The organism is Streptomyces sp. NPDC057249 (assembly GCF_042669245.1).
Classification (GTDB): Bacteria; Actinomycetota; Actinomycetes; order Streptomycetales; family Streptomycetaceae; genus Streptomyces.
The window spans coordinates 327,699-352,106 of record NZ_JBHUXS010000009.1 but is presented as its reverse complement, the minus strand read 5'-3'; the positions used below and the strand labels follow the sequence as shown (position 1 = coordinate 352,106).

15 protein-coding genes are annotated in these 24,408 nt (G+C 71.2%); 11 read left to right on the top strand and 4 right to left on the bottom strand.

Features of this window, described 5'->3' with window-relative positions:
• Positions 1 to 91 precede the first annotated feature (91 nt).
• Positions 92 to 1,150: a LacI family DNA-binding transcriptional regulator gene (locus ACFUJY_RS19655; RefSeq protein ID WP_383301016.1), complete on the bottom strand. Its 1,059-nt coding sequence runs from the start codon at positions 1,148 to 1,150 to the stop codon at positions 92 to 94.
• A gap of 214 nt (positions 1,151 to 1,364) precedes the next feature.
• Here ACFUJY_RS19655 and ACFUJY_RS19650 point away from each other — a divergent pair, with 214 nt between their 5' ends.
• The 10 genes from ACFUJY_RS19650 to ACFUJY_RS19605 all read left to right on the top strand — a co-directional run bounded on the left by ACFUJY_RS19650 (position 1,365) and on the right by ACFUJY_RS19605 (position 16,906).
• Complete coding sequence (locus ACFUJY_RS19650) at positions 1,365 to 2,618, top strand: extracellular solute-binding protein (protein WP_383301064.1); 1,254 nt, start codon at positions 1,365 to 1,367, stop codon at positions 2,616 to 2,618.
• A gap of 2 nt (positions 2,619 to 2,620) precedes the next feature.
• Complete coding sequence (locus ACFUJY_RS19645; protein WP_143619846.1) at positions 2,621 to 3,550, top strand: carbohydrate ABC transporter permease; 930 nt, start codon at positions 2,621 to 2,623, stop codon at positions 3,548 to 3,550.
• A gap of 4 nt (positions 3,551 to 3,554) precedes the next feature.
• A complete protein-coding gene (locus tag ACFUJY_RS19640) occupies positions 3,555 to 4,448 on the top strand; it encodes a carbohydrate ABC transporter permease (RefSeq protein WP_383301012.1) in 894 nt (297 codons plus the stop codon).
• Positions 4,449 to 4,500: 52 nt separating this feature from the next.
• Complete coding sequence (locus tag ACFUJY_RS19635) at positions 4,501 to 6,915, top strand: glycoside hydrolase family 3 N-terminal domain-containing protein (protein ID WP_383301007.1); 2,415 nt, start codon at positions 4,501 to 4,503, stop codon at positions 6,913 to 6,915.
• A 152-nt stretch (positions 6,916 to 7,067) separates the two neighbouring features.
• Positions 7,068 to 8,153, top strand: a complete 1,086-nt coding sequence (locus ACFUJY_RS19630; protein WP_383301004.1) for an endo-1,4-beta-xylanase — start codon at positions 7,068 to 7,070, stop codon at positions 8,151 to 8,153.
• 20 nt (positions 8,154 to 8,173) lie between these two features.
• A complete protein-coding gene (locus ACFUJY_RS19625; RefSeq protein ID WP_383301002.1) occupies positions 8,174 to 11,386 on the top strand; it encodes a glycosyl hydrolase 115 family protein in 3,213 nt (1,070 codons plus the stop codon).
• Between the two features lie 37 nt (positions 11,387 to 11,423).
• The gene (locus ACFUJY_RS19620; RefSeq protein WP_383300999.1) at positions 11,424 to 11,804 is read left to right on the top strand and encodes a hypothetical protein; all 381 of its coding nucleotides are present in this window, start codon (positions 11,424 to 11,426) and stop codon (positions 11,802 to 11,804) included.
• An 87-nt stretch (positions 11,805 to 11,891) separates the two neighbouring features.
• Positions 11,892 to 12,170 (top strand): DUF1876 domain-containing protein, encoded by a 279-nt coding sequence (locus ACFUJY_RS19615; protein ID WP_383300997.1) that lies wholly within the window; start codon positions 11,892 to 11,894, stop codon positions 12,168 to 12,170.
• A gap of 131 nt (positions 12,171 to 12,301) precedes the next feature.
• The gene (locus ACFUJY_RS19610) at positions 12,302 to 13,399 is read left to right on the top strand and encodes an NADH:flavin oxidoreductase/NADH oxidase (RefSeq protein ID WP_383300994.1); all 1,098 of its coding nucleotides are present in this window, start codon (positions 12,302 to 12,304) and stop codon (positions 13,397 to 13,399) included.
• Between the two features lie 231 nt (positions 13,400 to 13,630).
• The gene (locus ACFUJY_RS19605) at positions 13,631 to 16,906 is read left to right on the top strand and encodes a LamG-like jellyroll fold domain-containing protein (RefSeq protein WP_383300991.1); all 3,276 of its coding nucleotides are present in this window, start codon (positions 13,631 to 13,633) and stop codon (positions 16,904 to 16,906) included.
• Between the two features lie 80 nt (positions 16,907 to 16,986).
• On the opposite strand, the gene ACFUJY_RS19600 is transcribed toward ACFUJY_RS19605, so the two are convergent.
• Positions 16,987 to 17,991 carry a LacI family DNA-binding transcriptional regulator gene (locus tag ACFUJY_RS19600; RefSeq protein WP_383300989.1) on the bottom strand — a complete coding sequence of 335 codons (1,005 nt, stop codon included), beginning with the start codon at positions 17,989 to 17,991 and terminating at the stop codon, positions 16,987 to 16,989.
• 155 nt (positions 17,992 to 18,146) lie between these two features.
• Here ACFUJY_RS19600 and ACFUJY_RS19595 point away from each other — a divergent pair, with 155 nt between their 5' ends.
• Entirely contained in the window at positions 18,147 to 18,986 is an 840-nt protein-coding gene (locus ACFUJY_RS19595) for a phytanoyl-CoA dioxygenase family protein (RefSeq protein ID WP_383300986.1), read from the top strand.
• A 47-nt stretch (positions 18,987 to 19,033) separates the two neighbouring features.
• Here ACFUJY_RS19595 and ACFUJY_RS19590 read toward each other — a convergent pair whose 3' ends face one another.
• Positions 19,034 to 21,304 (bottom strand): AbfB domain-containing protein, encoded by a 2,271-nt coding sequence (locus tag ACFUJY_RS19590; protein ID WP_383301061.1) that lies wholly within the window; start codon positions 21,302 to 21,304, stop codon positions 19,034 to 19,036.
• A gap of 147 nt (positions 21,305 to 21,451) precedes the next feature.
• Positions 21,452 to 23,896 carry an RICIN domain-containing protein gene (locus ACFUJY_RS19585; RefSeq protein ID WP_383300984.1) on the bottom strand — a complete coding sequence of 815 codons (2,445 nt, stop codon included), beginning with the start codon at positions 23,894 to 23,896 and terminating at the stop codon, positions 21,452 to 21,454.
• Positions 23,897 to 24,408 lie beyond the last annotated feature (512 nt).

Genomic DNA, 24,408 nt, shown 5'->3' with positions numbered 1-24,408 from the left:
GGCTGCACACCTACAATCACCACCGCGGACACACCGCACTCGCAGGCAAACCACCCGCCAGCCGCGTCCCCAACCTCACGGGGCAATACACCTAGCGGCAGGGCGGCGCGGTACTGCTGCGGACCACCAGGTTGGTTGCCAGGTCGACCCGGGTCGTGGCGGGCTGCCGGCCCCGGCCCAGGTCCAGGACCAGCCGGGCGGCCGTCTCGGCCATCTCGATCAGGGGCTGGCGCACCGTGGTCAGCGGCGGTCCGATCCAGCGGGTGAGCGGCAGGTCGTCGAAGCCCACGACGCTCAGGTCCTCCGGGATGCGCAGGCCCAGCTCGCGCGCCGCCTCGTACACGCCGAGTGCCTGGAGGTCGTTGCCGGCGAAGACGGCGGTCGGCCGGTCCGCCGAGCGCAGCAGCTCCATCCCGGCCGCGTACCCGGCCTCGTGCGAGAACTCGCCCTCCCGGATCAGCGACGGATCGCTCGGCAGCCCCGCCGTCTCCAGGGCTGCCCGGTACCCGTCCACCCGGGCCAGGCTGCACATCATCCGGGACGGTCCGCTGACCACGCCGATCCTGCGGTGGCCCAGGCCGGTGAGGTGGCGGGTCGCGGCCAGACCGCCCTGCCAGTTCGTCGTGCCGACCGACGGGATGTCGTCGCCCGGGTCGCCGGCCGGGTCGACCACCGCGTACGGGATGCTGCGGCTGGTGAGCTGCGCGCGCTGGGCGGCGGTGAGGTCGGACAGGACCAGGATCACGCCGACCGGCCGGCGGGCCAGGACCCCGTCGACCCAGGTCTGCCCGGGGCTGAGGCGGCCCGCGCTCTCCGAGAGGACCAGGCTCAGGCCCTCCTCGCGTGCGACGTTCTCCACCCCGCGTACGACCTCCATGGCCCACGCGCTGTCCAGCTCGTGGAAGACCAGGTCGATGAGTTGCGACTGCGTGGTCGAACCGCGTCTGCGGCGGTAGCCGTGCTGGAGCAGCAGCTCCTCGACCTTGGTGCGCGTACCGGGCGCGACATCGGCACGCCCGTTCAGCACTTTCGAAACTGTCGGAGCCGAGACTCCGGCCGCTCGGGCGATTTCCGCCAGCGTGGCAGTGCCGTCCGACGGCGCTGCGGCAGGCGCATTCTCCTGATGTGACTGGACGTTTGCGGGGCTCATAGAGCGAATCGTAACCGCCCGGCGCCCCGCCGGTGCCGGGAGCCCCGGCGAAAAATTCGCTGTCCGCGACCTCTTGACTGGCCCGAAACCCAACCGTACGGTTCCGGCAACATTCGCAAGCAACTCCGAAAGATTCGACAGAGGTGCGGTCATGCGGTCGGGAATTTTCACTCAGGGCAAGCGCGCGGCGAGATGGACCGCCGCCGGCGCGGCCATGGTCATGGCGGGGGTCCTGGCGGGCTGCGGATCGGACGGCGGCAGCGGCGGTGACGGTGGCGGCGGCACGCTGACCGCGTACGTCTACGGCGACGACGCGGTGAAGGTGCAGGAGGCCGCGGTCAAGGAGTTCAACAAGACCTCCGACGTCAAGGTCAAGCTCGTCCCGGTGCCCGGTACCGAGTACGTCAACAAGCTCCGCAGCGCCATGGGTTCCCCCAGCGCCCCCGACATCTTCTTCAACTGGGGCGGCGGCTCCATCAAGCCGTACGTCGACGCGAACCAGCTGGTCGACCTGACCTCGACGTTCAAGAACGACGCCACCCTGAAGGACGGCTTCCTGCCCTCCATCGTCACGGCCGGCAGCCTCGACGGGAAGGTCTACGGCGTCCCGATGCGCGGTATGCAGCCCGTGATGCTCTTCTACAACAAGACCCTCTTCGCCGAGAACGACGTCACGGTCCCCAAGACGTGGGAGGACCTGCAGAAGGCCATCAAGACCTTCAAGGACAAGGGCATCACCCCGTTCGCCCTCGGCGGCTCCGACAAGTGGCCCGAGCTGATGTGGATGGAGTACCTGCTCGACCGGATCGGCGGCCCCGACGTCTTCCGCAAGATCCAGAACGGTGACAGCTCCGCCTGGGGCGACCCGGCCGTGCTGAAGACCGCCCAGACCGTCAAGCAGCTCGTCGACGACGGCGCGTTCGGCAAGAACTTCAACTCCGTCGACTACGGCAACGGCGGCGCGCCCACCCTGCTCAACAAGGGCAAGGCGGCCATGCACCTGATGGGCTCGTGGGAGTACTCCACCCAGCTCGGCAAGGCGCCCGACTTCGCCAAGAAGGACCTCGGCTGGACGAACTTCCCGACCGTCGCCGGCGGCGTCGGCGACCCGGCCAACGTGGTCGGCAACCCCACCAACTACTGGTCGGTGAACGCCCGCACCAAGCACAAGGACGAGGCCATAGCCTTCCTCAAGACCATGGCGTCCAAGTCCTACGCGCAGGCCCTCGTGGACAACGGCGACGTGCCCACCACCTCCAACGCCGCCTCCATGCTGAGCGGATCGCCGAACCCGAAGTTCGCCACCGACCAGTACGAGATGGTCCAGAAGGCGCCCGACTTCACCCTGTCCTGGGACCAGGCGCTGGAATCCAAGATCGCCACCCCGCTGCTCACCGAGATCAGCAAGCTGTTCGCCGGCAAGTCCACGCCCGAGCAGTTCGTCGCCGCAATGAAGGCCGTCAAGTAAAGATGTCCCACGTCTCCTCGTCACCGAAGGTGCGCGGAGGACGGAAGGCGGCCGTCGGAAACGTCGGCCGCCCCCCGGTCGCCTGGGCGCTGCCCGGCATCCTCTTCTTCGCCCTTTTCGCGATCGTCCCGCTGGCGATCGCCGTGTACCTCTCCTTCTGCCACTGGGACGGGCTGAACGACCCGACCTCCGCCGGCACGGCCAACTGGACCCGGCTCTTCAAGGACCCCGAGTTCCGCCAGGCCGCCTGGCTCAGCCTGCTCCTCACCACCATCAGCTGGGCCTTCCAGACCCCGGTGGCCCTGCTCCTCGGCGTCTGGGCGGCAGGCCGGCAGCGCAGCCGCGCCGTGCTCTCCGCGATCTTCTTCATCCCGCTGCTGCTGTCCACCACCGCCATCGCGATGCTGTTCCACGCGCTGCTCGACCCCAACTTCGGAGTCATCAAGGAGATCGGGCCCTGGTTCGGCATCGACCCGAACATCATGGGCTCGTCCACCGGCGCCCTGCTCACCGTGGCGTTCGTCGGCGGCTGGCAGTTCATGCCCTTCCACACCCTGATCTACCAGGGCGGCACCCGGCAGATCCCGCAGGTCCTCTACCAGGCCGCCGAGATCGACGGCGCGGGCATGTTCCGGCAGTTCTTCCACATCACGCTGCCGCAGCTCCGCAACACCATCACGACCTCCTCGGTCCTGATGATCGTCGGCTCGCTGACCTACTTCGACACCGTGCTCATCATGACCAAGGGCGGTCCGGGCACGGACACCACCATCCTGCCGTACCTGATGTACCGCACCGGTTTCCAGACCTACGACCTGGGGTACGCCGCCGCGATCGCGACCGCCCTCGTCGTCGTGGCCACCGCGATCTCGCTGATCCTCGTCCGCTTCAGCGGCTTCGGGAACATGCGCTCCACCCGGGAAGGTATGTGACGCGATGTCGATCGACACCCGCCCCGCGGCGCGCCCCGCACGCCCCCTGAACCGCACCCGCCCGGCCACCGCCGCGCGCCGCCGCAAGTGGGGCAACCCGCTGGCCGGCCTCGGCTCGCTGGCCTGGCTCGTGCTCGTGATCGTCCCGCTCTACACGCTGGTCTCGTCCTCGCTGATGCACCAGGACGAGGCGCTGAACGGCGACCCGCTGGCCATCCCGACCGACCCGACGCTCGACAACTACCGCACGGTGCTGGACAGCGGCTTCTCCACGATGCTCTCCAACACGGCGATCGTCGCCGTGGCGACCACGGCGATCGTGCTGGTCCTCTCGATTCCCGTCGCCTACGTCGCGGTACGCACCCGCAGCAGGCTCTCCGGACTCGCCTTCCGCACCTTCCTGCTCGGCGTCGCCATCCCCGCCCAGGCCGTGATCGTGCCGCTCTACCTGCTCATCAGCAAGATGGGCCTGTACGACAGCCTGCCGGCCATCATCCTGCCGACCGCGGCGTTCGCGATGCCCGTGGCGGTGCTGATCCTCAGCGGCACCATGCGCGACGTCTCCGAGGAGATGTACGAGGCCATGGCGCTGGACGGCGCCTCGTCGCTGCGGATGCTGTGGCAGCTGGCGATCCCGATGTCCAAGGCGGGCATCAGCACGGTCGCGATCTACACGGCGCTTCAGGCGTGGAACGGCTTCCTGTTCCCGCTGATCCTGACCCAGTCGGAGGAGAACCGGGTGCTGACCCTCGGTCTCTTCAACTTCATGTCCCAGTTCGGGGTGAACATCCCGGCCGTGCTCGCCGCGATCGTGCTCTCCGTCGTACCGATCTTCGCCGTGTACCTCGTGGCACGCAAGGCACTGGTCAACGGACTGATGGGGGTGGGCGGCAAGTAACGCACCCATGCCGCCGCGTACCACCGGACTCTTGAGAGGAATCTCCGCCGCCATGGCAAACCCCCCTGTTCCGCATGCCCGCAGGACCGAAGCGGCCACCGCCGTCGACGGCCCCTGGCAGGACCCCGCGCTCGCCCCCGAGGAGCGTGTGGCCGATCTCGTCTCCCGGATGACCCTCCAGGAGAAGACCGCCCAGCTGTACGGAATCTGGGTGGGCGCCGACGCCGACGGGGACGGGGTCGCCCCGCACCAGAACGAGATGGTCGACGCCATCGACTGGGACGCGCTGATTCCGCGCGGTCTCGGCCAGCTGACCCGCCCCTTCGGCACCGCCCCGGTCGACCCCGCCGTCGGCGCGATCTCGCTCGCCCGGGCCCAGCGGGCCATCGCGGAAGCCGGCCGCTTCGGGATTCCGGCCCTGGCGCACGAGGAGTGCCTGGCCGGCTTCACCGCCTGGGGCGCCACCGCCTACCCCGTCCCGCTCTCCTGGGGCGCGGCCTGGAACCCGGACCTGGTCGCCGAGATGGCCCACCGGATCGGCAGCGACATGCGGTCCGTGGGCATCCACCAGGGCCTCGCCCCCGTCCTGGACGTCGTGCGCGACCTGCGCTGGGGCCGCGTCGAGGAGACCATCGGCGAGGACCCCTACCTCGTCGCCACCATCGGCACCGCGTACGTGAAGGGCCTGGAGTCCGCCGGTATCGTCGCCACCCTCAAGCACTTCGCCGGGTACGCGGCGTCGGCCGGCGCCCGCAACCTCTCGCCGGTCCGGGCCGGGGCCAGGGAACTCGCCGACGTCATCCTGCCGCCCTTCGAGATGGCCCTCCTCGACGGCGGCGCCCGCTCCGTCATGCAGTCGTACACGGAGATCGACGGAGTGCCGTCGGCGGCCGACCCCGCCCTGCTCACCGGGCTGCTCCGGGACACCTGGGGCTTCGAGGGCACCGTCGTCGCCGACTACTTCGCCATCGGCTTCCTGGAGACCCTGCACAAGGTCGCCGAGGGCCGCGCCGACGCCGCCCGCCTCGCGCTGCAGGCCGGGGTGGACGTGGAACTGCCCACCGTCCGCAGCTACGGCGACGAACTCGCCGCCGCCGTCCTGGCCGGTACGGTCCCCGAGGACCTGGTCGACCGCGCGCTGCACCGGGTCCTCCTCCAGAAGTGCGAACTCGGCCTGCTCGACCCCGACTGGGCCCCGGTCCCCGCGGTCCTGCGCGACACCGACCCGGAGCAGGCGCGCGAGACGATCGACCTGGACCCGCCGCGCAACCGCGCCCTCGCCCGCGAACTCGCCGAACAGGCCGTGGTCCTGCTCGCCAACCCGCGGGGGGCGCTGCCGCTCGCCGGGACCGGCCGGATCGCCGTGATCGGCCCCCGCGCCGACGACGCGCTCGCCATGCTCGGCTGCTACTCCTTCCCCAGCCACGTCGGCGTCCTGCACCCCGAGACCGCCATGGGCATCGACATCCCCACCGTGCTCGACGCGGTGCGCGGCGAGTTCCCCGGGGCCACGGTCACCGGCGCCCCCGGCTGCGAGGTGGACGGCACCGACACCTCGGGCATCGCCGAGGCGGCCGGCCTGGCCCGGGACGCGGACGTGTGCGTCGCCGTGCTCGGCGACCGGGCCGGGCTGTTCGGGCGCGGCACCTCGGGCGAGGGCTGCGACGCCGACGACCTGGCGCTCCCGGGCGTGCAGGGCGAACTGCTCGACGCGCTGCTGGACAGCGGCACCCCGGTCGTCCTGGTCCTGGTGACCGGCCGCCCCTACGCGCTCGGCCGCTGGGCGGACCGGGCCGCCGCCGTGGTCCAGGCGTTCTTCCCCGGTGAGGAGGGCGGGCCGGCCCTGGCCTCCGTGCTCTCCGGCCGGGTCAGCCCCTCCGGCCGGCTGCCGGTCTCGGTCCCGCGCCACCCGGGCGGCCAGCCGTGGACCTACCTCCAGCCGCCGCTCGGGCTCGCCAACGGGGTCAGCAACCTGGACCCGACGCCGCTGTACCCCTTCGGCCACGGCCTCACCTACACCTCCTTCGCCTGGGAGCCCGGCGCCCCCGCCCCGGAGGAGATCCCCACCGACGGCTCCGCGGACATCGAGCTGACCGTCCGCAACACCGGGGACCGGGCGGGCGCGGAGGTCGTCCAGCTCTACGTGCACGACCCGGTCGCCCAGACGACCCGGCCCGACACGCGGCTCATCGGCTACGCCCGGGTGCCGCTCGACGCGGGCCAGGAGGCGCGGGTGCGCTTCCGGTTCCACGCCGATCTGGTGTCCTTCACCGGGATCGGCGGGCGGCGCGTCGTGGAGCCGGGCGCGCTGGAGCTGCGGCTCGCCACCTCCAGCGGTGCCGAGGACATCCGGCACACCGTGCACCTGCGCCTCACCGGTCCCGAGCGCACGGTGGACCACCGGCGCCGGCTGGTGTGCGACGCGGACGTCGAAGCCGTGCCGGCGGCCGCCCCCGTACAGGGCTGACCGCACCCGTACTCCGGGCGGGCGCGCCGCGGCCCCTGTCGCGGCGCCCCCGCCCGGTCCACAGATCCACGAAACTTTCGAAACACCCGCATCCGCGCACGCCCCCCGGTCACCGGGCCCGGCCGTGCGCGCTCTCTCGAAGGGTTTCTGTCATGCGCAAGCCAATCAAGGCCGTCCTGGTCGGCACCGCCGCCGCGGCACTGCTCGCCCCGTGCACCATCAACGCCTTCGCCCACGAGGACCACGGACACGGGCACAAGGACCCGCGGGCCACCACCCTCGGCTCCCTCGGCCTGCGGTCCGGCGTGCGCATCGGCACCGCCGTGGACATGGCGGCCCTGGCGGACGACGCGCCCTACCGCGCGAAGGCCGCGAGCGAGTTCAGCTCGGTGACCCCCGAGAACGTCATGAAGTGGGAGGTCGTCGAGCCGAACCGCGGACAGTACGACTGGAAGGCGGCCGACGAACTGGTCGACTTCGCCCGCGCCAACGGCCAGCTCGTGCGCGGCCACACCCTGCTCTGGCACAACCAGCTGCCCGCCTGGCTCACCACCGGCGACTTCACCGCCGACGAGCTGCGCGCCATCCTGCGCAAGCACATCACCGACGAGGCCCGCCACTTCAAGGGCCGCATCTGGCAGTGGGACGTCGTCAACGAGGCGTTCAACGAGGACGGCACCCTGCGCGACAGCATCTGGCTCCAGAAGCTGGGCCCCGGCTACATCGCGGACGCCTTCCGCTGGGCCCACGCGGCCGACCCGAAGGCCAAGCTCTTCATCAACGACTACAACATCGAGGGCGTCAACGCGAAGAGCACCGCCCTTTACGACCTGGTCGCCAAGCTGCGCAAGCAGCACGTACCGATCCACGGCGTCGGCATCCAGGGCCACTTGTCCGTCCAGTACAACGCCCCCCACGACATCGCCGAGAACATGAAGCGGTTCGACGACCTCGGCCTGGAGACCGCGATCACCGAGGCCGACGTCCGCATCCCGATGCCCTCCGACAGTACCAAGCAGGAGGCCCAGGCCGAGGGCTACGACGTGCTGCTGCGCGGCTGCCTGCTCACCCGCAAGTGCACCGACTTCACGGTCTGGGGCTTCACCGACACGTACTCCTGGGTGCCCGACACCTTCGAGGGCGAGGGCGCGGCCAACCTCTTCGACGAGGACTACAAGGCCAAGCCCGCCTACTTCGCCCTGCGCGACGACCTGCTGCTCGCCGGCGGCCGTAACTGAGTACGGAGAAGGAGAGCAGGATGGACAGCTCCACCCCCGGCCCCGGCGCCCCCGGCGACGGCACGCCCCACCGGACCACCCGCAGATCGGTCCTCGGCCTCGGCCTCGGGCTCACCGCACTCACCGCCACACCCCTCGGCTCCCTCGTCGGACTGACCGGTGAGGCGTCCGCCACCGGACACGGCCGCGCACCGCGGCCCACCGATCCCGGCGCCTACATCTCGTTCACCGCACGGCGCGGCAGCTTCCCGCTGGTGCGGCACGGGCGGGCGACACCGCTCCTGGTCAGCGACCGCGACTGGCCGGGCGTCGTCAGGGTCGCCGGCGACCTCCGCGACGACATCGAACGCGTCACCGGGGTCCGCCCCGCCCTCTCGCACGGGGCGGTGCCCGAGGCCCGCGAGATCACGATCGTCGGCACCGTGGGCCGCAGCCCCCTGATCGACCGGCTGGTCGCCGACGGCCGGCTCGACGTCTCCTCGATCCGGGGCAAGTGGGAGACCAGCCTCCAGACCGTCGTCGACCACCCGCTGCCCGGTGTCGAGCGCGCGCTCGTCATCGCGGGCAGCGACCAGCGCGGGACCGTTTTCGGGGCCTACGACGTCTCGCGCGGCATCGGCGTCTCGCCCTGGTACTGGTGGGACGACGTCGTCCCCGTGCACCGCGACGAGATCCACGTACTGCCCGGACGGCACACCCAGGGCACCCCGGCCGTGAAGTACCGCGGCTTCTTCATCAACGACGAGAACCCGGCGCTCGGCACCTGGGCCCCCGCGTACTTCGGCCCCGGCAAGGCGCCCGGCTTCGAGGGCGGCTTCAACGCGGACTTCTACGCCCGCGTCTTCGAGGTCATGCTCCGGCTCAAGGCCAACTACCTGTGGCCGGCCGTCTGGGGTCGCGCCTTCGCCGAGGACGACCCGCTCAACCACGCCACCGCCAAGGCGTACGGCGTCGTCATGGGCACCTCGCACGAGGCACCCATGATGCGCGGCATCGAGGAGTGGAACCGGCACGCGGTCGCCGCCGTACGCGACGGCGACGGCAACATCACCACCCCCGGCCACGACCCGTACGGCGGCACCGGCGAGTGGTCCTTCCGCCGCAACGCCGACGCGCTGAAGGCGTACTGGGCGGACGGCATCCGCCGGATGAAGGACGAGGACTTCGAGGGCGTCGTCACCCTCGGCATGCGCGGCAACGGCGACGTCAGCCTCCCGGACGGCGACGGCATCGAGCTGATGAGCGAGATCATCGCCACCCAGCGGCAGATCCTCGCCGAGGTCTCCGGCAAGGACGTCACCACGATCCCGCAGGTCTGGACCCTCTACAAGGAGGTCCAGCGCTACTGGGACCGCGGCCTGCGCGTCCCCGACGACGTCACCGTGGTCCTCACCGACGACAACTGGGCCAACATCCGCAAGCTCCCCGACCCCGCCGAGGGCCCGAGGCGGGGCGGCTACGGGCTGTACTACCACTTCGACTACGTGGGCGTCGGCCGCAACTACAAGTGGGTCGACACCGCGTCCCTCCCCAACATGTGGGACCAGCTCCACCAGTGCCACGCGTACGGCAACCACGGCCTCTGGGTCACCAACGTCGGCGACCTCAAGGGCAACGAACTGCCCACGCAGTTCTTCCTGGAGTACGCCTGGAACCCGGAGCGCTGGACCCTGGACCGGCTGCCGGAGTGGGAGGAGGCGTACGTCCGGCAGAACTTCGGCGAGAAGCAGGCCGCCGAGATCGCCTCCGTCCTGCGCGAGTACGCCCGGCTCCAGGCCCGCCGCAAGCCCGAGCTGCTCAACCGCCGCATCACCCTCGACCCGGCCAAGGACCCCGCGACCGACAGCTCGGCCGTGGTCTACGACGACCGGGCCACCCCCTTCAGCCTCGTCCACTACCGCGAGCTGGAACGCGTCACCGAGGAGTGGCGCCGGCTCGGCGAGCGCGCCGGGCGGATCGGGCGCCGGCTGCCCGCCTCCGCGCAGGACGCGTGGTACGAACTGGTCGGCTACGAGGTCGCGGCCACCGCCAACCTGTACGCGCTGCGCGAGGCGGAGTTCACCAACATCCACTACGCGGCCCAGGGCCGGGCCCTCACCAACGAGCTGGCGGCCACCGCGGAGGCGCGCCTCGCCGACGACTTCGCCCTGGCCGACCGCTTCAACAAGAAGATCGCGGGCGGCAAGTGGCAGGGCTTCCAGACCCAGCCGCACATCGACTACGGCGACGTCGAACGCTACGGGCCCAACGCGCCCTGGCAGCAGCCCGAGATCGACAACGTGGCCATCAAGGACGTGCTCTTCCCGGCCGTCAAGCGCATCGACCTGCCGGCCCGGGCCGCGATGGGTGTGGCCGTCGACGGTTCCACGGCATGGTGGCCGCACGAGACCGCGCCCGCCGTGCTGCCGGTGTTCAGCCCGTACCAGACCCGCCCCGCGCAGTACATCGAGGTGTTCAACCGGGGCCGCGCCCCGTTCGACTACCGGGTGCGGACCGGAGCGTCCTGGCTGATCGCCGACCGGGTGCGCGGCCGCGTCACCACGCAGGACCGCATCACCCTGCGCGTCGACTGGGACCGCGCGCCCAAGGGCGTCACCCGCGTCCCGGTCACCGTCACCGGTCCTGACGGGGCGGAGGTGACCGTCACGGCGGTGGCCGACCGCCCGGCGCTCTCCCGGTCCCGGCTCGGCGGCTTCGTGGAGGCCGGCGGCCACGTCTCCATCGAGGCCGACCACTACCACCGGGCCGTCGGCGGCCGGGGCGTCACCTGGCAGCGCATCCCGGACATCGGGCGGACCGGGGCCGGCATGGAGCCCTTCCCGGTCACCGCCGCCCGGCAGACGCCCGGCGGCCGGAGCCCGCGCCTGGAGTACCGGGTCAGCCTCTTCACCACCGGGCCGGTCACCGTGTACGCGTACCTGTCGCCCCGCAACAACGCGCTGCCGACCGACGGGCTGACGTACGCGGTCTCCTTCGACGACGCCGCCCCGCAGCGGGTGAACGTCACCGAGGTGACGGGGGCCGACGACGGGACCATGAACCCCCAGTGGGCCCGGCACACCTCGGACAACGTCAACATCACCGGCACGGTCCACCGCATCACCCGCCCCGGGGTGCATGTGCTGAAATTCTGGATGGTCGACCCGACGGTGGTCCTCCAGAACCTGGTGATCGACACCGGCGGCCTCGAACCGAGCTACCTGGGCCCGCCGGAAAGCCTCCGGCTGGACTGAGCCCGGGGCACGGAACGTACACGGGAAGGTGCGCACGATGACGGACGAGCACGGGAACGGCGGAATCCTGGAGGTCGCCCCGGCCGGGGCGCAGGTCGGGATCACGGTCGCCACCCCGTCCGGCGGGCACACCTTCCTGTGCACCCCGGCCCGGGCCCGGGAGCTGGCCGCCGCTCTCGGCCTCGCGGCGGACGAGGCCGAGAGCGGGCCGGCCGCCCCCGTCACCGTCAGCGCGGGGGAACTGCGCCGCGGCGATGTGCGCGACGGCGACCGCCCCATGACCGTGGCGGCGGTCCGCGTCGAAGGGGGCACCGCCCACGTCACCTGGACGTCCGGGGCGGGCCGCAGCTGGAACCAGATGTACGGCGCCGACGCCTCCCTGCGGCTCCGGCGCCGGGGCCGGCTGCCGGGCGCCTGAGCAAGGCCCGGACGGCCGCCCCGCCCGCTCGCGCGAAGGCCGGCCGGCGGGCGCACCCTGGAAGGGAGACCTCCGGAGGTGGACGCCATGACCCGAACCGCAGTCGGATGGCACATCGAGCTTGAGTTCGAGGAGGACACCCACCGCACCCGCGCGGCCGCCCTGGTGCGGCTCTCCGACGGACGGGAGGTGCGCGCCCACGGCTACGCCAGCCGCCACCCCTCCGACGCCGAGCAGCCCCGGGTGGGGGAGGAGATCGCCGGAGCCCGCGCGCTCAACGAACTGGCGATGAAGCTCCTGACCAAGGCCCACGACGAGATCGACGAGGCGGCCGGCCGCAGCTCGTACCCGCTGAAACCCCGCTGATCCCGACTCCGCGGAGCCGCCGGCACGGGGATGTCCGTGGTACGAGAGCGATCGTAATTTGACGGACGTCGTACTACGGGATGTATCGTACTAGCGATCCATCCGTACCCGGTGAAACGGAGTCCGTCGTCGTGAGTGCCCTCTTCGAGCCCTACACCCTCAGGTCGCTTGTCGTGCCCAACCGGGTGTGGATGGCCCCCATGTGCCAGTACAGCGCCGCGGTGGAGGGGCCGGAGACGGGTGTGCCCAACGACTGGCACTTCGCCCACCTCGCCGCCCGTGCCACCGGCGGCACCGGCCTGATCCTCACCGAGGCCACGGCCGTCAGCCCCGAGGGCCGCATCAGCCCGGCCGACCTCGGCATCTGGAACGACGCCCAGGTCGAGGCCTTCCGCCGGATCACGGCATTCGTCACGGCGCACGGCTCCGTGGCCGGCATCCAGCTCGCCCACGCGGGCCGCAAGGCGTCGACCGCCGCACCCTGGACCGGCGGCGGACCCGTCGGCCCCGAGGCGCACGGCTGGACCCCGGTCGGCCCCAGCCCGCTGCCGTTCGACGACGGCTACCCGGTCCCGCACGAGCTGACCACCGACGAGATCGCGCGCGTCGTGGACGACTTCCGCCAGGCCGCCCGCCGCGCCGTCGAGGCGGGCTTCCAGGTCGTCGAGGTGCACGGTGCGCACGGCTACCTCATCGGCCAGTTCCTCTCCCCGCACAGCAACCACCGCACCGACGAGTACGGCGGCAGCTTCGAGAACCGCGTCCGCCTCGCCCTCCAGGTGGTCGACGCCGTACGCGAGGTGTGGCCCGAGGAACTGCCGGTCTTCTTCCGCGTCTCCGCGACGGACTGGCTCACCGAGAACCCCGAGGACGAGCGCGAGGGCTGGACGGCCGACGAGACCGTACGGCTGGCGGCGCTCCTCCGGGACCACGGGGTGGACCTGCTCGACGTCTCCACCGGCGGCAACGCGCCCCGCGCCCGCATCGCCACCGGTCCCGGGTACCAGGTGCCCTTCGCCGAGCGCGTGAAGCGGGAGACCTCGCTGCCGGTGGCGGCCGTCGGCCTCATCACGGACCCGCAGCACGCCGAGAAGATCCTCACCGAGGGCAGCGCGGACGCCGTCCTCCTCGGACGCGAACTGCTGCGCAACCCCTCCTGGGCCCGGGACGCAGCCCGCGCGCTCAACGGCACGGTGCACGCCCCCGCCCCGTACGGCTACGCCATCTGACCCACGCTCAGGTCTGCCCTTTCGTACCCGGCCGCCCCCTTCGCACCCAAGGTGTGCGAAGGGGGCGGTCTGCGTGCACCCGTTGCCGGGCTCGGACCGGCCGCGCTTTCTATCGTTGAAAAATCCTCGCGCACGACTGTTGTTTTGCGTTTGGTGCTGTGGCTCAATGTTCGATTGTGTGCTGTGCCTCACAGGTTCGAGGCACTTCAGCTCTCTCGACAGGACGACGCCTTGAGACCACAAACGCCCCACCCCCGCGCTCTGTTCAGGACGGCGGCCTGCGCCGCCGCGCTGCTCATCCCCCTCGGTGCCACGCTCGTCCCGGCCGCTGCGGCCGCCCCCGCGAGTGCCGCCTCGACCACCTTCAAGGCCGGCGACCCGGCCACCACCGTCCACGGGCTGAAGGGCGAGTACTTCAGCATGTCCGCGCCCGGCGCGCGGGACTTCGACAAGCTCGGCGGAGTCGCCCTCGAACCGAACATCAACTTCCCCGGCCTCACCGGCACGTTCGAGTCGACCACCGGCCGGACCGAGAACACCACCGCCCGCTGGACCGGCTTCATCACCGCCCCCGAGGACGGCGACTACACCTTCGCCGCCAGCGGCGACAACGGCTTCCGGCTCCTCATCGACGGCAAGGCCGTCATCGACCACTGGGAGCCCGACTGGGACAACGAGCAGACCAGCGCGCCGATATCGCTCAAGGCCGGCGAGGCGCACGAGTTCAAGCTGGAGATGTTCCAGGACACCGGCGGCGCCAACATGTTCCTGCGCTGGTCCAGCGCGAACCTGGCCAGGCAGTTCGTCCCGGAGTCCGCCTTCACCCCGCCCGCCGACTTCGAGGTCTACCCCGTCGGGCTGAGCGTCGCGGACAACGGCACGGAGCTGCACGCGGTCTTCGAGGACGAGGTCGGCGACTACGCCGATCTGAAGGACCACCTCACCATCGAGGCCGACACCACCCCGATGCCGGTCAAGTCCGTCACCCGGACCCGCGACGGCAGGGAACTCGTCGTCAAGCTGGACGCCGCCGTCCTCAAGGACCAGCGCGTCAAGATCACCTACGACGGCAAGGGCGGCCTGACGTCGGGCGGCGAGGCCGTCCCGGAGATCAACCGCACCGCCACCAACAACTCCACGCACCGCCTCACCACCAAGTGGGGCGACAAGGTGGACCGCGACCACCCGCTGCCCGAGTACCCCCGGCCGCAGCAGGTGCGCGACAGGTGGAAGAACCTCAACGGCCAGTGGGAGTTCGCCGGGGCCGCGGCGGGCGAGAAGCCCGTCTTCGGCAAGAAGCTCGACGAGCGCATCACCGTGCCGTACCCGGTCGAGTCGCAGCTCTCCGGCCTCGAACGCCACGAAGACCACATGTTCTACCGCAAGCTCGTCACCGTCCCGAAGAACTGGGCCGTCAAGGGCGACAAGCACGGCAAGAACAACCGGCTGAAGCTGAACTTCGGCGCCGTCGACTACCAGGCCACCGTCTGGGTCAACGGCAAGCAGGTCGCCGAGCACACCGGCGGCTACACCGCCTTCAGCGCCGACATCACCGACGCGGTCAAGGGCAGCGGCCCGCAGGAGATCGTGGTCGCGGTCACCGACACCACCGGCCCCGACCAGCCCACCGGCAAGCAGTCGGCCAACCCCGGCGGCATCTTCTACACCGCCTCCTCCGGCATCTGGCAGACCGTCTGGATGGAGCCCGTCGCCCCCTCGGCCGTCGACTCCCTGACCACCACCCCGGACATCGACGCGGGCCGTCTGGCCCTGAAGGCGAACTCCGAAGGCGCGTCGAAGTCCGCCACGATCACCGCCGTCGCCCGTGACAAGAAGGGCAAGGTCGTCGGCAGGACCAGCGGCCCGGCCAACCGCGAGCTGAGCCTCCCGGTCGCCAGGCAGCACCTGTGGACGCCGGACGACCCGTACCTGTACGACCTGGAGGTCACCCTCAAGGACGGCCGGTACAAGGACACCGTCGACAGCTACTTCGGCATGCGCTCCGTCGGCATCGCCAAGGTCGGCGGCTATCAGAAGATCGTCCTCAACGGGAAGCCGTTCTTCTCGCTCGCCCAGCTCGACCAGGGCTTCTACCCGGACGGCCTGAACACCGCGCCCAGCGACGACGCGCTGGTCTTCGACCTGAAGGCGCAGAAGGACCTCGGCTTCAACTCCGTGCGCAAGCACATCAAGGTCGAGCCCGCCCGCTGGTACTACCACGCCGACCGGCTCGGTCTGTTCGTGTGGCAGGACTTCGTCTCCGGCAACCTCACCAACGAGAAGGGCCACCAGGCCTTCCTCGACCAGGGCGCCGAGATGATGGAGCAGCTCCACAACTACCCCTCGATCGGCTCCTGGATCGTCTTCAACGAAGGCTGGGGCGAGTGGGACCGCACCGAGACCGGCAAGATCACCGAGCAGGTCCAGGCCGCCGACCCGTCCCGCATCGTCAACGCCCACAGCGGTGTCAACTGCTGCAACTCGAAGGGTGACTCGGGCAAGGGCGACATCATCGACCACCACGACTACAACAACACCGACCCGGCCTTCCCGGACGCCTCGCGCGCCGCGATGGACGGCGAGCACGGCGGCTTCACCCTGCGGATGCCCGGCCACATGTGGCCCGGCGCCCCGACCGTGATCTACAGCGGTGTCGCCGACAAGGCCGCCCTGACCGCCAAGTACGTCGAGAACACCCGCACGTACTACCTGGAAGCGGCCGGCGCCGAACTCTCCGGCTCCATCTACACCCAGGTGACCGACCTGGAGAACGAGCTCAACGGCCTCTGGACGTACGACCGCCGTGAGATCAAGGTCGACGCCGCCCAGGTCCGCAAGATCAACCGCGAGGTCATCGCCGCCGGCGCGGCGGCGGGCTCCCGCACCCCGGTCAAGGGCGGCGGCTCCTGGTCGCTGGACGAGAACAAGGGCACCAAGGCCGCCGACAGCGGCCCGAACCACAAGGACCTCACCCTCTCCGAGGGCACGTCCTGGACCCCCGGCGTGCACGGCTCGGCGCTGAAGTTCAACGGTGAGGGCCAGTACGCGGAGACCGACGGCCCGGTCGTCGACACCACCGGCGACTACACCGTCTCGGCCTGGGCCTCCCTGGACGCGCTCCCGGGCAACTACGCCACCGTCGTCAGCCAGGACGGCCGGCGCCAGGAGAACCCGTTCTACCTCCAGTACGGCCAGGGCGCGTTCGCCTTCTCCACCCCCGGCGCCCACCGCGCCCGGGCGGAGATGACCCCGGAACTCGGCCACTGGTACCACCTGGTCGGCGTCCGCAGCGGTGACGAGATCAAGCTGTACGTGGACGGCAAGCTCGCCGCCACCGCCGCGGCCGGATCGGCCGACGTCAGCAGCGGCGCCCTGTCCGTGGGACGCGCCAAGTGGTCGGGCAACAACACCGACTTCTGGAACGGCTCCGTGGACCAGGTCCAGGTGTACGACAAGGCGCTCACCGACCAGGAGGTGACCGCGCTGTACGACGGCGGGAAGGCGTAAGCCCTCCGCCCCCAGGACCGCTCCCGGCGGTGCGCGGCACAGGCCCGCACCGCCGGGAGCTTCCGGCTGCCCGAGCGCGCCTACGCCCCGCTGCTCTCCCGGACCAGCAGCCGGTGCGGGACCACGATCCGCCGCGCCGCCAGCCCCGAGAGCCGCCCGAGGACGCGCTCGCTCAGGCACTGCACCGCCCGCTCGGCGATCTGCGCCAGGTCGGGCGAGACCGTGGTCAGCGAAGGGGTGGAGAACCGCCCGTCCTCGATGTCGTCGAAGCCCGCCAGCGCCAGGTCCTCGGGCACCCTCACCCCCCGTTCACCGGCCGCCCGCAGCGCCCCCAGGGCCAGTTCGTCGCTGAAGCAGAACACCGCGTCCGGGCGCTCCGGCAGATCCAGCAGCTGGCGCAGCGCCCGCGCCCCCTCCGCCCGGTGCAGGTCCACCACCTCCACCTCGGCGACCGGGCTCAGCCCCGCCTCCGCGAGCCCCAGCCGGAAGCCCTCGGCCCGCAGCTCGGCCGTGCCGTGCCCCAGTGCGGACTGCAGCCCGATCGCGGCGACCCTCCGTCGGCCCGTCGCCACCAGATGCCGGGCGGCGTCCCGGGCCGCCGCCACGTTGTCCAGGGCCACATGGTCGATGGACCCGTGCGGATCGAGTTCGCCGAGCACGACGAGCGGCAGGCCGCCCGCGAGCGAGGCCAGTTCGGCGGGGGGCGTCGACCACGGGCTGATGACCATCCCGTCCACCTGGTGCCCCTCGGAGCCGTCCAGCAGCCTCCGCTCCAGGTCCGCCCGGCCCCCGGTCCGCTCCACGAGCACCGTCCAGCCGCGCTCCTGGGCCGCGTCGATGAGGAGGCCCGTCAGCGCGCCGAAGTAGGGGGAGTGGATCTCCGGGACGGCCACCCCGATGAGCCCGGTGCGGCCCTGGCGGAGGTTGCGGGCGGCGAGGTTGGGCCGGTAGCCCAGCTCCTCCACCGCGGCGAGCACCCGGGCCCGGGTGTCGGGGGCGACGGCGGCGGCGTTGCTCACCACGTTGGAGACGGTCCTGACGGACACACCCGCGAGCGCGGCCACGTCCTTGAGTCTCGCTGCCACGTTCGGTGCTCCTGCTCTCTGCCGGCGGGCGGAGGTCCCGCGCCCTGTGCGCAGTGACCGTAACAGGTGGTGCGAGATCGGACCGCGCAGACTCTTGCCACGTTGGTTGCAACGTTGCAATATGAAGGTGCTCCGAACGAAGGAAGGACCACACCATGACCGAGGCCGCGACCACCACCGCCCCGTTCCCGCCCGCCGAGGACGCGGTGCGCGATCTGTACGGCGCCGGGATCACCGCCTGCCGCGGGGCGTTCAGCCCGCAGTGGGCGGACCGGATGCGCGAGGACATCGACGCGGCGTTCGCCGAGGCGCGCGGCCGGGAGGGCGGCGCGGTCGGCCGCGGCCCGCACCGCTACTACGTGGAGATCCACCCCGAGCAGCTGCGGGGCTTCGTGGACCTGGTCGACCACCCCTGGGTGCGCGCGGTCAGCGAGGCGGTCCTCGGCCCGGACTACCGGATCGTGGAGCTGGGCTTCGACGTGCCGCTGGCCGGGGCGGTGAACCAGCCCTGGCACCGCGACTTCCCGATGCCGGAGGAGACCCGCCGCGACCGCAGGCTCACCTCGCTGGCGTTCAACCTCACCGCCGTTGACACCCGCGAGGACATGGGCCCGTTCGAGATCGCGCCCGGTACCCAGTGGGACGACGACGCCCGCTTCGGGCACGCGATGTTCCCGCGCCGCGAGGACTACCCGCGCTACGCGGCCCTGGCCGAGCGCAAGTACCCGCAGCGCGGCGACATCTCGGCCCGTTCGGCCCTGACCATCCACCGGGGGACGGCCAACCAGTCGCAGGACCCGCGCCCGGTGCTGGTGCTCGGGGTGGACGCCCCGGGCGCGGGGAACGACGGCCACCACGACATGGCGGTCACCCGGGGCTTTTGGGAGTCGCTGCCCGAGCGGGTCCGGGCGCACCTGGGCTGCCCGGTGGTCGACCGCCTCGCGCCGATCGTGCAGAAGCACACCATCGAGGGTCTGGTCATGGGCGACGCGTGACGGGACCGGGGCCCGGCGGGCAGTCCCGCCGGGCCCCGGTGCTCATATCAGGGCGCCCAGGGCGCCTCCACCGCCCAGGTGGTGTCCTCGGTGAAGGTGGCAGGGTTGTCCCAGTCGTGCCCGCCGCCCGGGGTGGCCAGCCACACCTCCGCGTTGATGTGCCGCAGATAGCTGCCCGGCAGGTTCGCACTGGTCAGCCGCACACCGCCGGAGCCCGCGACCGCACACCAGGTGGCATCGGCCCGGTACAGCGCGGAGCCGTCGTTCGCCTCGCGGCGGACCCGGAAGTCCCGGTGGCGCAGATACTCGCCGGGGTAGTTGCGCGACTCGAACGAGTAGCAGTTGCCGTTCGCCAGGCCCGGCACGATCTTCCAGGTGGCGTCGTTCTTCAGCAGGGCGCCGCTGCTGCCGTCGACCACCTCGGTGAAGGCCAGCGAGTCCTGGTGGCGCAGATACCTGTCGGTGTAGCCGGGCGTGGTGACCCGCAGGGACTTGTAGCCCCCGGTGGGCAGGGTCACCGGCGGGGCCGGGTTCTTCGAGGCGTTGATCAGGGCCTGGTTCGCGGCCCGCACCCGTGCCGCGTCCACCTTGACGACCTGGCGGTCATAGGTGAGGAGCCCGTTGGCCTCGTTCTCCACGTCGGTGATCTCGGTGTAGACCGAGGCGGAGAGGCCCGCGGGGAGCTGGCCGACGCGGATGCCGTCGATGAGCCCGACGAACCGGTCGTTCAGCGCGGAGACGCTGGGCTGGTCCTCGTAACTGAAGCCGCCGCCGGGGAACCACTCGTGCCCGGGGACCTTGTAGCCCAGGCCGCCGAACTCGCCGAGGACGGCAGCCCGGGTCGCGGTCGGGGCGGTGTTGCCGGGGCCGACGTAGATGTGGTGGTCCACCACGTCGCCGTTGCCGCCGTCCACCGAGCCGCAGCAGTTGACCCCGCTCATGTTGTCGACCAGGCGGGTCGGGTCGTACGCCTTGACCTCGTTCGCGATCCTGGCCTGGTCGTACTGCCCCCAGCCCTCGTTCTGGTCCACCCACATGACCAGCGACGGCGAGCTGCGGTGCTGGTCGATGATCGCGTGGAACTCCGCCTCCCACTGGGTGCGGGCGGCGGAGTCCGGGGACTTGCCGGTGTCCATGGCCGGCATGTCCTGCCAGACCAGGAGCCCCAGCTTGTCGGCCCAGTAGAACCAGCGCTGCGGTTCGACCTTGATGTGCTTGCGGACCATGTTGAACCCGAGGTCCTTGTGGGCCTGGAGGTCCGACTTCAGGGCGGCGTCGGTCGGCGCGGTGTAGATGCCGTCCGGCCAGTAGCCCTGGTCCAGGGTGCCCGTCTGGAAGACGAACTTGCCGTTCAGGACCGGCCGCAGGACGTTGTCGACCTTCGCGACCGCGATCGAGCGCATGCCGGTGTAACTGCCGACCGAGTCCGTCACCGCCGAACCGTCGAGCAGTTCCGCCCGGACGTCGTAGAGGAACGGGTCGTCCGGGCTCCACAGACGGGTGTTCGGCACCGGTACGGAGACCGTGGAGCCGACCGTACCGGTGGCCGAGCCGACCACGGTGCCACCGCTGGACACGGTGACCCTGGCCGTGCGCCCGGACGCCGAGTCGGCCTGCACCTTCACCCGCAGGGTGCTGTTACCCAGGTCCGGCGTCATGTCCAGCCGGGTGATGTGCGCGGCGGCGACCGGCTCCAGCCACACCGTCTGCCAGATACCGGAGGCCGCGGTGTAGAAGATCCCGCCCCCGCTGTGCGGCTGCACCTCATTGATGCGCTGCTTGCCGACCGCCTGGCCGCCGGTCTGCGTCGGGTCGTAGACGGACACCACGATCGTGTTCGTACCGCCGTTCAGCTGCGGCGTGATGTCGTACGAGAACGAGTCGTAGCCGCCCTTGTGCGCGCCCACCCGGGTGCCGTTGACCCAGACCGTGGTCTGCCAGTCCGACGCGCCGAAGTTGAGCACCGTCCGGCGGCCGTTCCAGTCCGAGGGGACGGAGAAGGCGCGCTTGTACCAGAGCTTGTCGTTCTCGGTGATCCTGCGCTGGATGCCGGACAGCGCGGACTCGGCGACGAACGGCACCCGGATCTGCTCCGGCCACGACGACGGCTGCCCGGCGTCCCGGCCGGTCACCGCGAAGTCCCAGATGCCGTTGAGGTTGGCCCAGTCGGACCGGGTCAGCTGCGGGCGCGGGTACTCCGGCAGCGGCTTGTCGACCGGGACCTGGTTGGTCCAGGGCGTCGTCATCGGCGGGGCCTTGGGCGACCAGGACGCGGCGCCGGCCGGCGCGGCGCCGGCCCCGACCAGCGCGGAGGACACCAGCGCCAGCAGGCCGGTCGTCGCGATCGCCCGTCTCCACCACGGCCTCCGGCCGGGCACACATAAACGGCTCACAGGTTCGTCTCCTTGATTCGGTTCGGCCCCCGGGAGGCGGGAGCGGTAGGGGGGAGCGCGGAGCGCCGGGAATCAGACGAGCTGCCAGAGGTGGTCGTCGGTGCCGTTGTCGCCGAACTGGACGACGTGGGCGCTGTCGTCCATGGACATGTGGTCGACGCCGAGGACCTTGCCCGAGTGGCGGTTGCGGATGCGGTACCAGCCGTCGCCGTCCGGGACGAGCTGCCAGAGGTGGTCGTCGGTGCCGTTGTCGTCGAACTGGACGACGTGCGCGCTGTCGTCCATGGACATGTGGTCGACGCCGAGGACCTTGCCCGAGTGATGGTTGCGGATGCGGTACCAGCCGTCGCCCTCCGCGACCAGCCGCCAGTCGTGGTCGTCGGTGCCCGTGTCCCCGAACTGCACCACGTGCGCGCTGTTGGCGGTGGACATGACGTCGACGCCGAGGACCTTGCCGGAGTGCCGGTTGCGGATGCGGTACCAGCGGTCCGCGAGCCACGGTTCCGCGTCCGGGGCAGCGGTCGGGAAGGAGGCGATGCGCAGCCTGGCGGCCCCCATCGGGACGAGGGTGACCTCCTCCACCGGCTCGGTGCTGAGGGCCGGCGAGTCCTGGAGCGGGGCGACCACGTGCTCGTCGTCGGCCGTCCACTCCGGGATGCGGCGCGCCTTCGCGGTGATGGACAGCGGGGTCCCGTCGAGCGTGAAGGGGTTGCCGCCCTTCACCCGGTGGGCGCGGTGGTGGCGCAGGGACGCGGCGGGCTTCTTCGCGTCCAGGACGAGCCCGTAGTTCCACGGGCCGCTCGCGTGGACCGCGTACTCGGGGAACTGCTCGCTGCCGCCGATGCGCTCGTACGTCTCGCCGATGCGCAGCGCGTACGTGAGCGGGCCCCGGTCCACGCTGACGGAGCCGTGGTTGTGCGCCCAGGTGCGTACGGTGGTGCGCTGCGGGAAGCGCAGGGTGACCCGGTCCCCGTCGGCCCAGGTGCGGTCGATCCGGGTGAAGGCGGGGCCGGCCGGGGCGTCCACGCGCCGCCCGTTCACCGTGATCTCGGGTGCGTCGCACCAGGCGGGGACGCGCAGCACCAGCGGGAAGGCAAGCCGCTTCGGCGCCTTGAGGGTGAGGGTGACGGTCTCCTCGAAGGGGTAGTCCGTCTCCTCGGTGAACGTGACCTCGGTCCCGTCGGCGACCTCGGCCGTCACCTGGCAGGCGGCGTACATCGCGGCGGCCAGGCCCCCGTCGGGGGTGGCCAGCCACAGCTCCTCGGTGAAGTACGGCCAGCCCATGCCGTAGTTGTGCGGGCAGCAGCGGTACTGGTCGACGCCCGGCAGGAACGCCTGCATGGCGAACCCGTTCTGGAACTGGCGCTCCGACTTGGGCACGTTGTCCAGGTCCACGCTGTTGGCGCTGGTGATGTAGTGGATCGCCCTCCCCGACGGGTCGAGCGAGGCGGGCAGCGAGTTGAACGCCAGCTCCTCGCAGCGGTCGGCCCACAGCGGATCGCCGGTGATCCGGGTCAGCAGCTGGTGGCTGGCCATGAACTCCACGATCCCGCAGGTCTCGAACCCCTGCCGGGGGTCGCCGTGCCCGGGCCGGGCGTTCTCGTCCCCGGCGAAGCCGCCGCCGGGGAACTGGCCGTACTGGTCCATGGCCTTGCCGTACGTCCCGTACGTGTCCCGGGTGTCCTGGGCCGAGCCGCTGCGCAGCGCGTACTGGGCGGGCTCGCGGAAGCCCTGGGCGATGTTCACGTTGTGCGGGTTGACCAGATTGTCGCCCCAGTCGGCGCCGTACGTGTGGATCTTGTCGGCGAGGTCCAGGAGGAACGCGTCGCCGGTGCGGTTGAAGAGCCAGAAGACGCTGTCCAGGCCGTCGCCCCAGCGCAGGGCGATCCAGCTGGTGTTGAAAGCGCCCGGGCCCTGGGCGTTCATGTAGCGGAAGAACCGGCTCAGGAAGGGGATGATCCGGGTGTCCCCGGTGTACTCCTGCCAGGAACGCAGGGCCTGCACCAGCGGCAGGAACGGCCAGAAGTCCGGGCCGCCGTTCAGCGAGGTGCGCAGCGCCTTCGGGCCGAAGAACCCGTCGGACTGCTGGGTGGCCAGGATCGCGTCGAACCAGCGGCGCACGGCCGCCAGCGCCTTCGCGTCGCCCGTGACGATCGCCAGGTCGGTGTAGCCGCGCAGCCAGTACGGGACCTCCTCCCAGCCGCCGAGCTCGGGGCGGACCCAGCCGGTGGCCGTGAAGTCGAGGAAGTGCGAGAACTCCTCGTACCGGCCGCACAACCCGTCCAGCTGAAGCCTCAGCTGTCCGGCGAGCCAGCCCCGCGCGGTGACCTTCCCGGGCGGGAGCTTCAGGAAGGCGGTGGGGTGCAGGGGTGCGGCGTTGGGGGAGTAGTGGCCGCCGTACGCGGGCCGCACCCGGTGCTCTGCGGCGGTCGCGGTGGCGGACCAGCGTCCGGCCGCTGTGGTGGCGGCGACGGTGGCGAGGGCGCCGGCCATGAGCTGTCTGCGGTTCAGGGGCATGGGGGAGGGCTCCTGCTCTGCCGGACGCGGAGCTCCGGCTTAAGGAATGCGCATGACAAGAAGAGGGATGTCGCGGGGCGGCGGGTCCGGGCCGGGCGCGCGCACGACGAAGAGCGCCGTCACGATCCGGGCGTGAGTGCGGTGCCTGTTCTGCAACGTTGGAAATCGGGGTTCCGGCGGTATGACAGCACGCCGTACGGCCGCTGTCCAGAGGTGCGGCGGCATCGCCTTCGCCGGGTGCCGCCGCCCGGGTGGGCTCGCGCCGACACATTTTGGAAACGCATCGACAACGCTCTTGCCGCCCGTGCCGCACCGCCTATATAACGTTGTAAACCGAGCCGCCGAGAGGCCGCGCAGGCTCTCACGACCGCAGTTTGTGCAGCTAGGGGCCGTCTCCTAGCGGGGCCGTGAGTGCAGTGCCATCAGCCGCCGCGCAGCGGCCGATGCATCGTCCAGCCATGACCGACCGCACGCTCTTCGGCGTGCCGTCATCCCGCCAAGGAGCCCCCGCG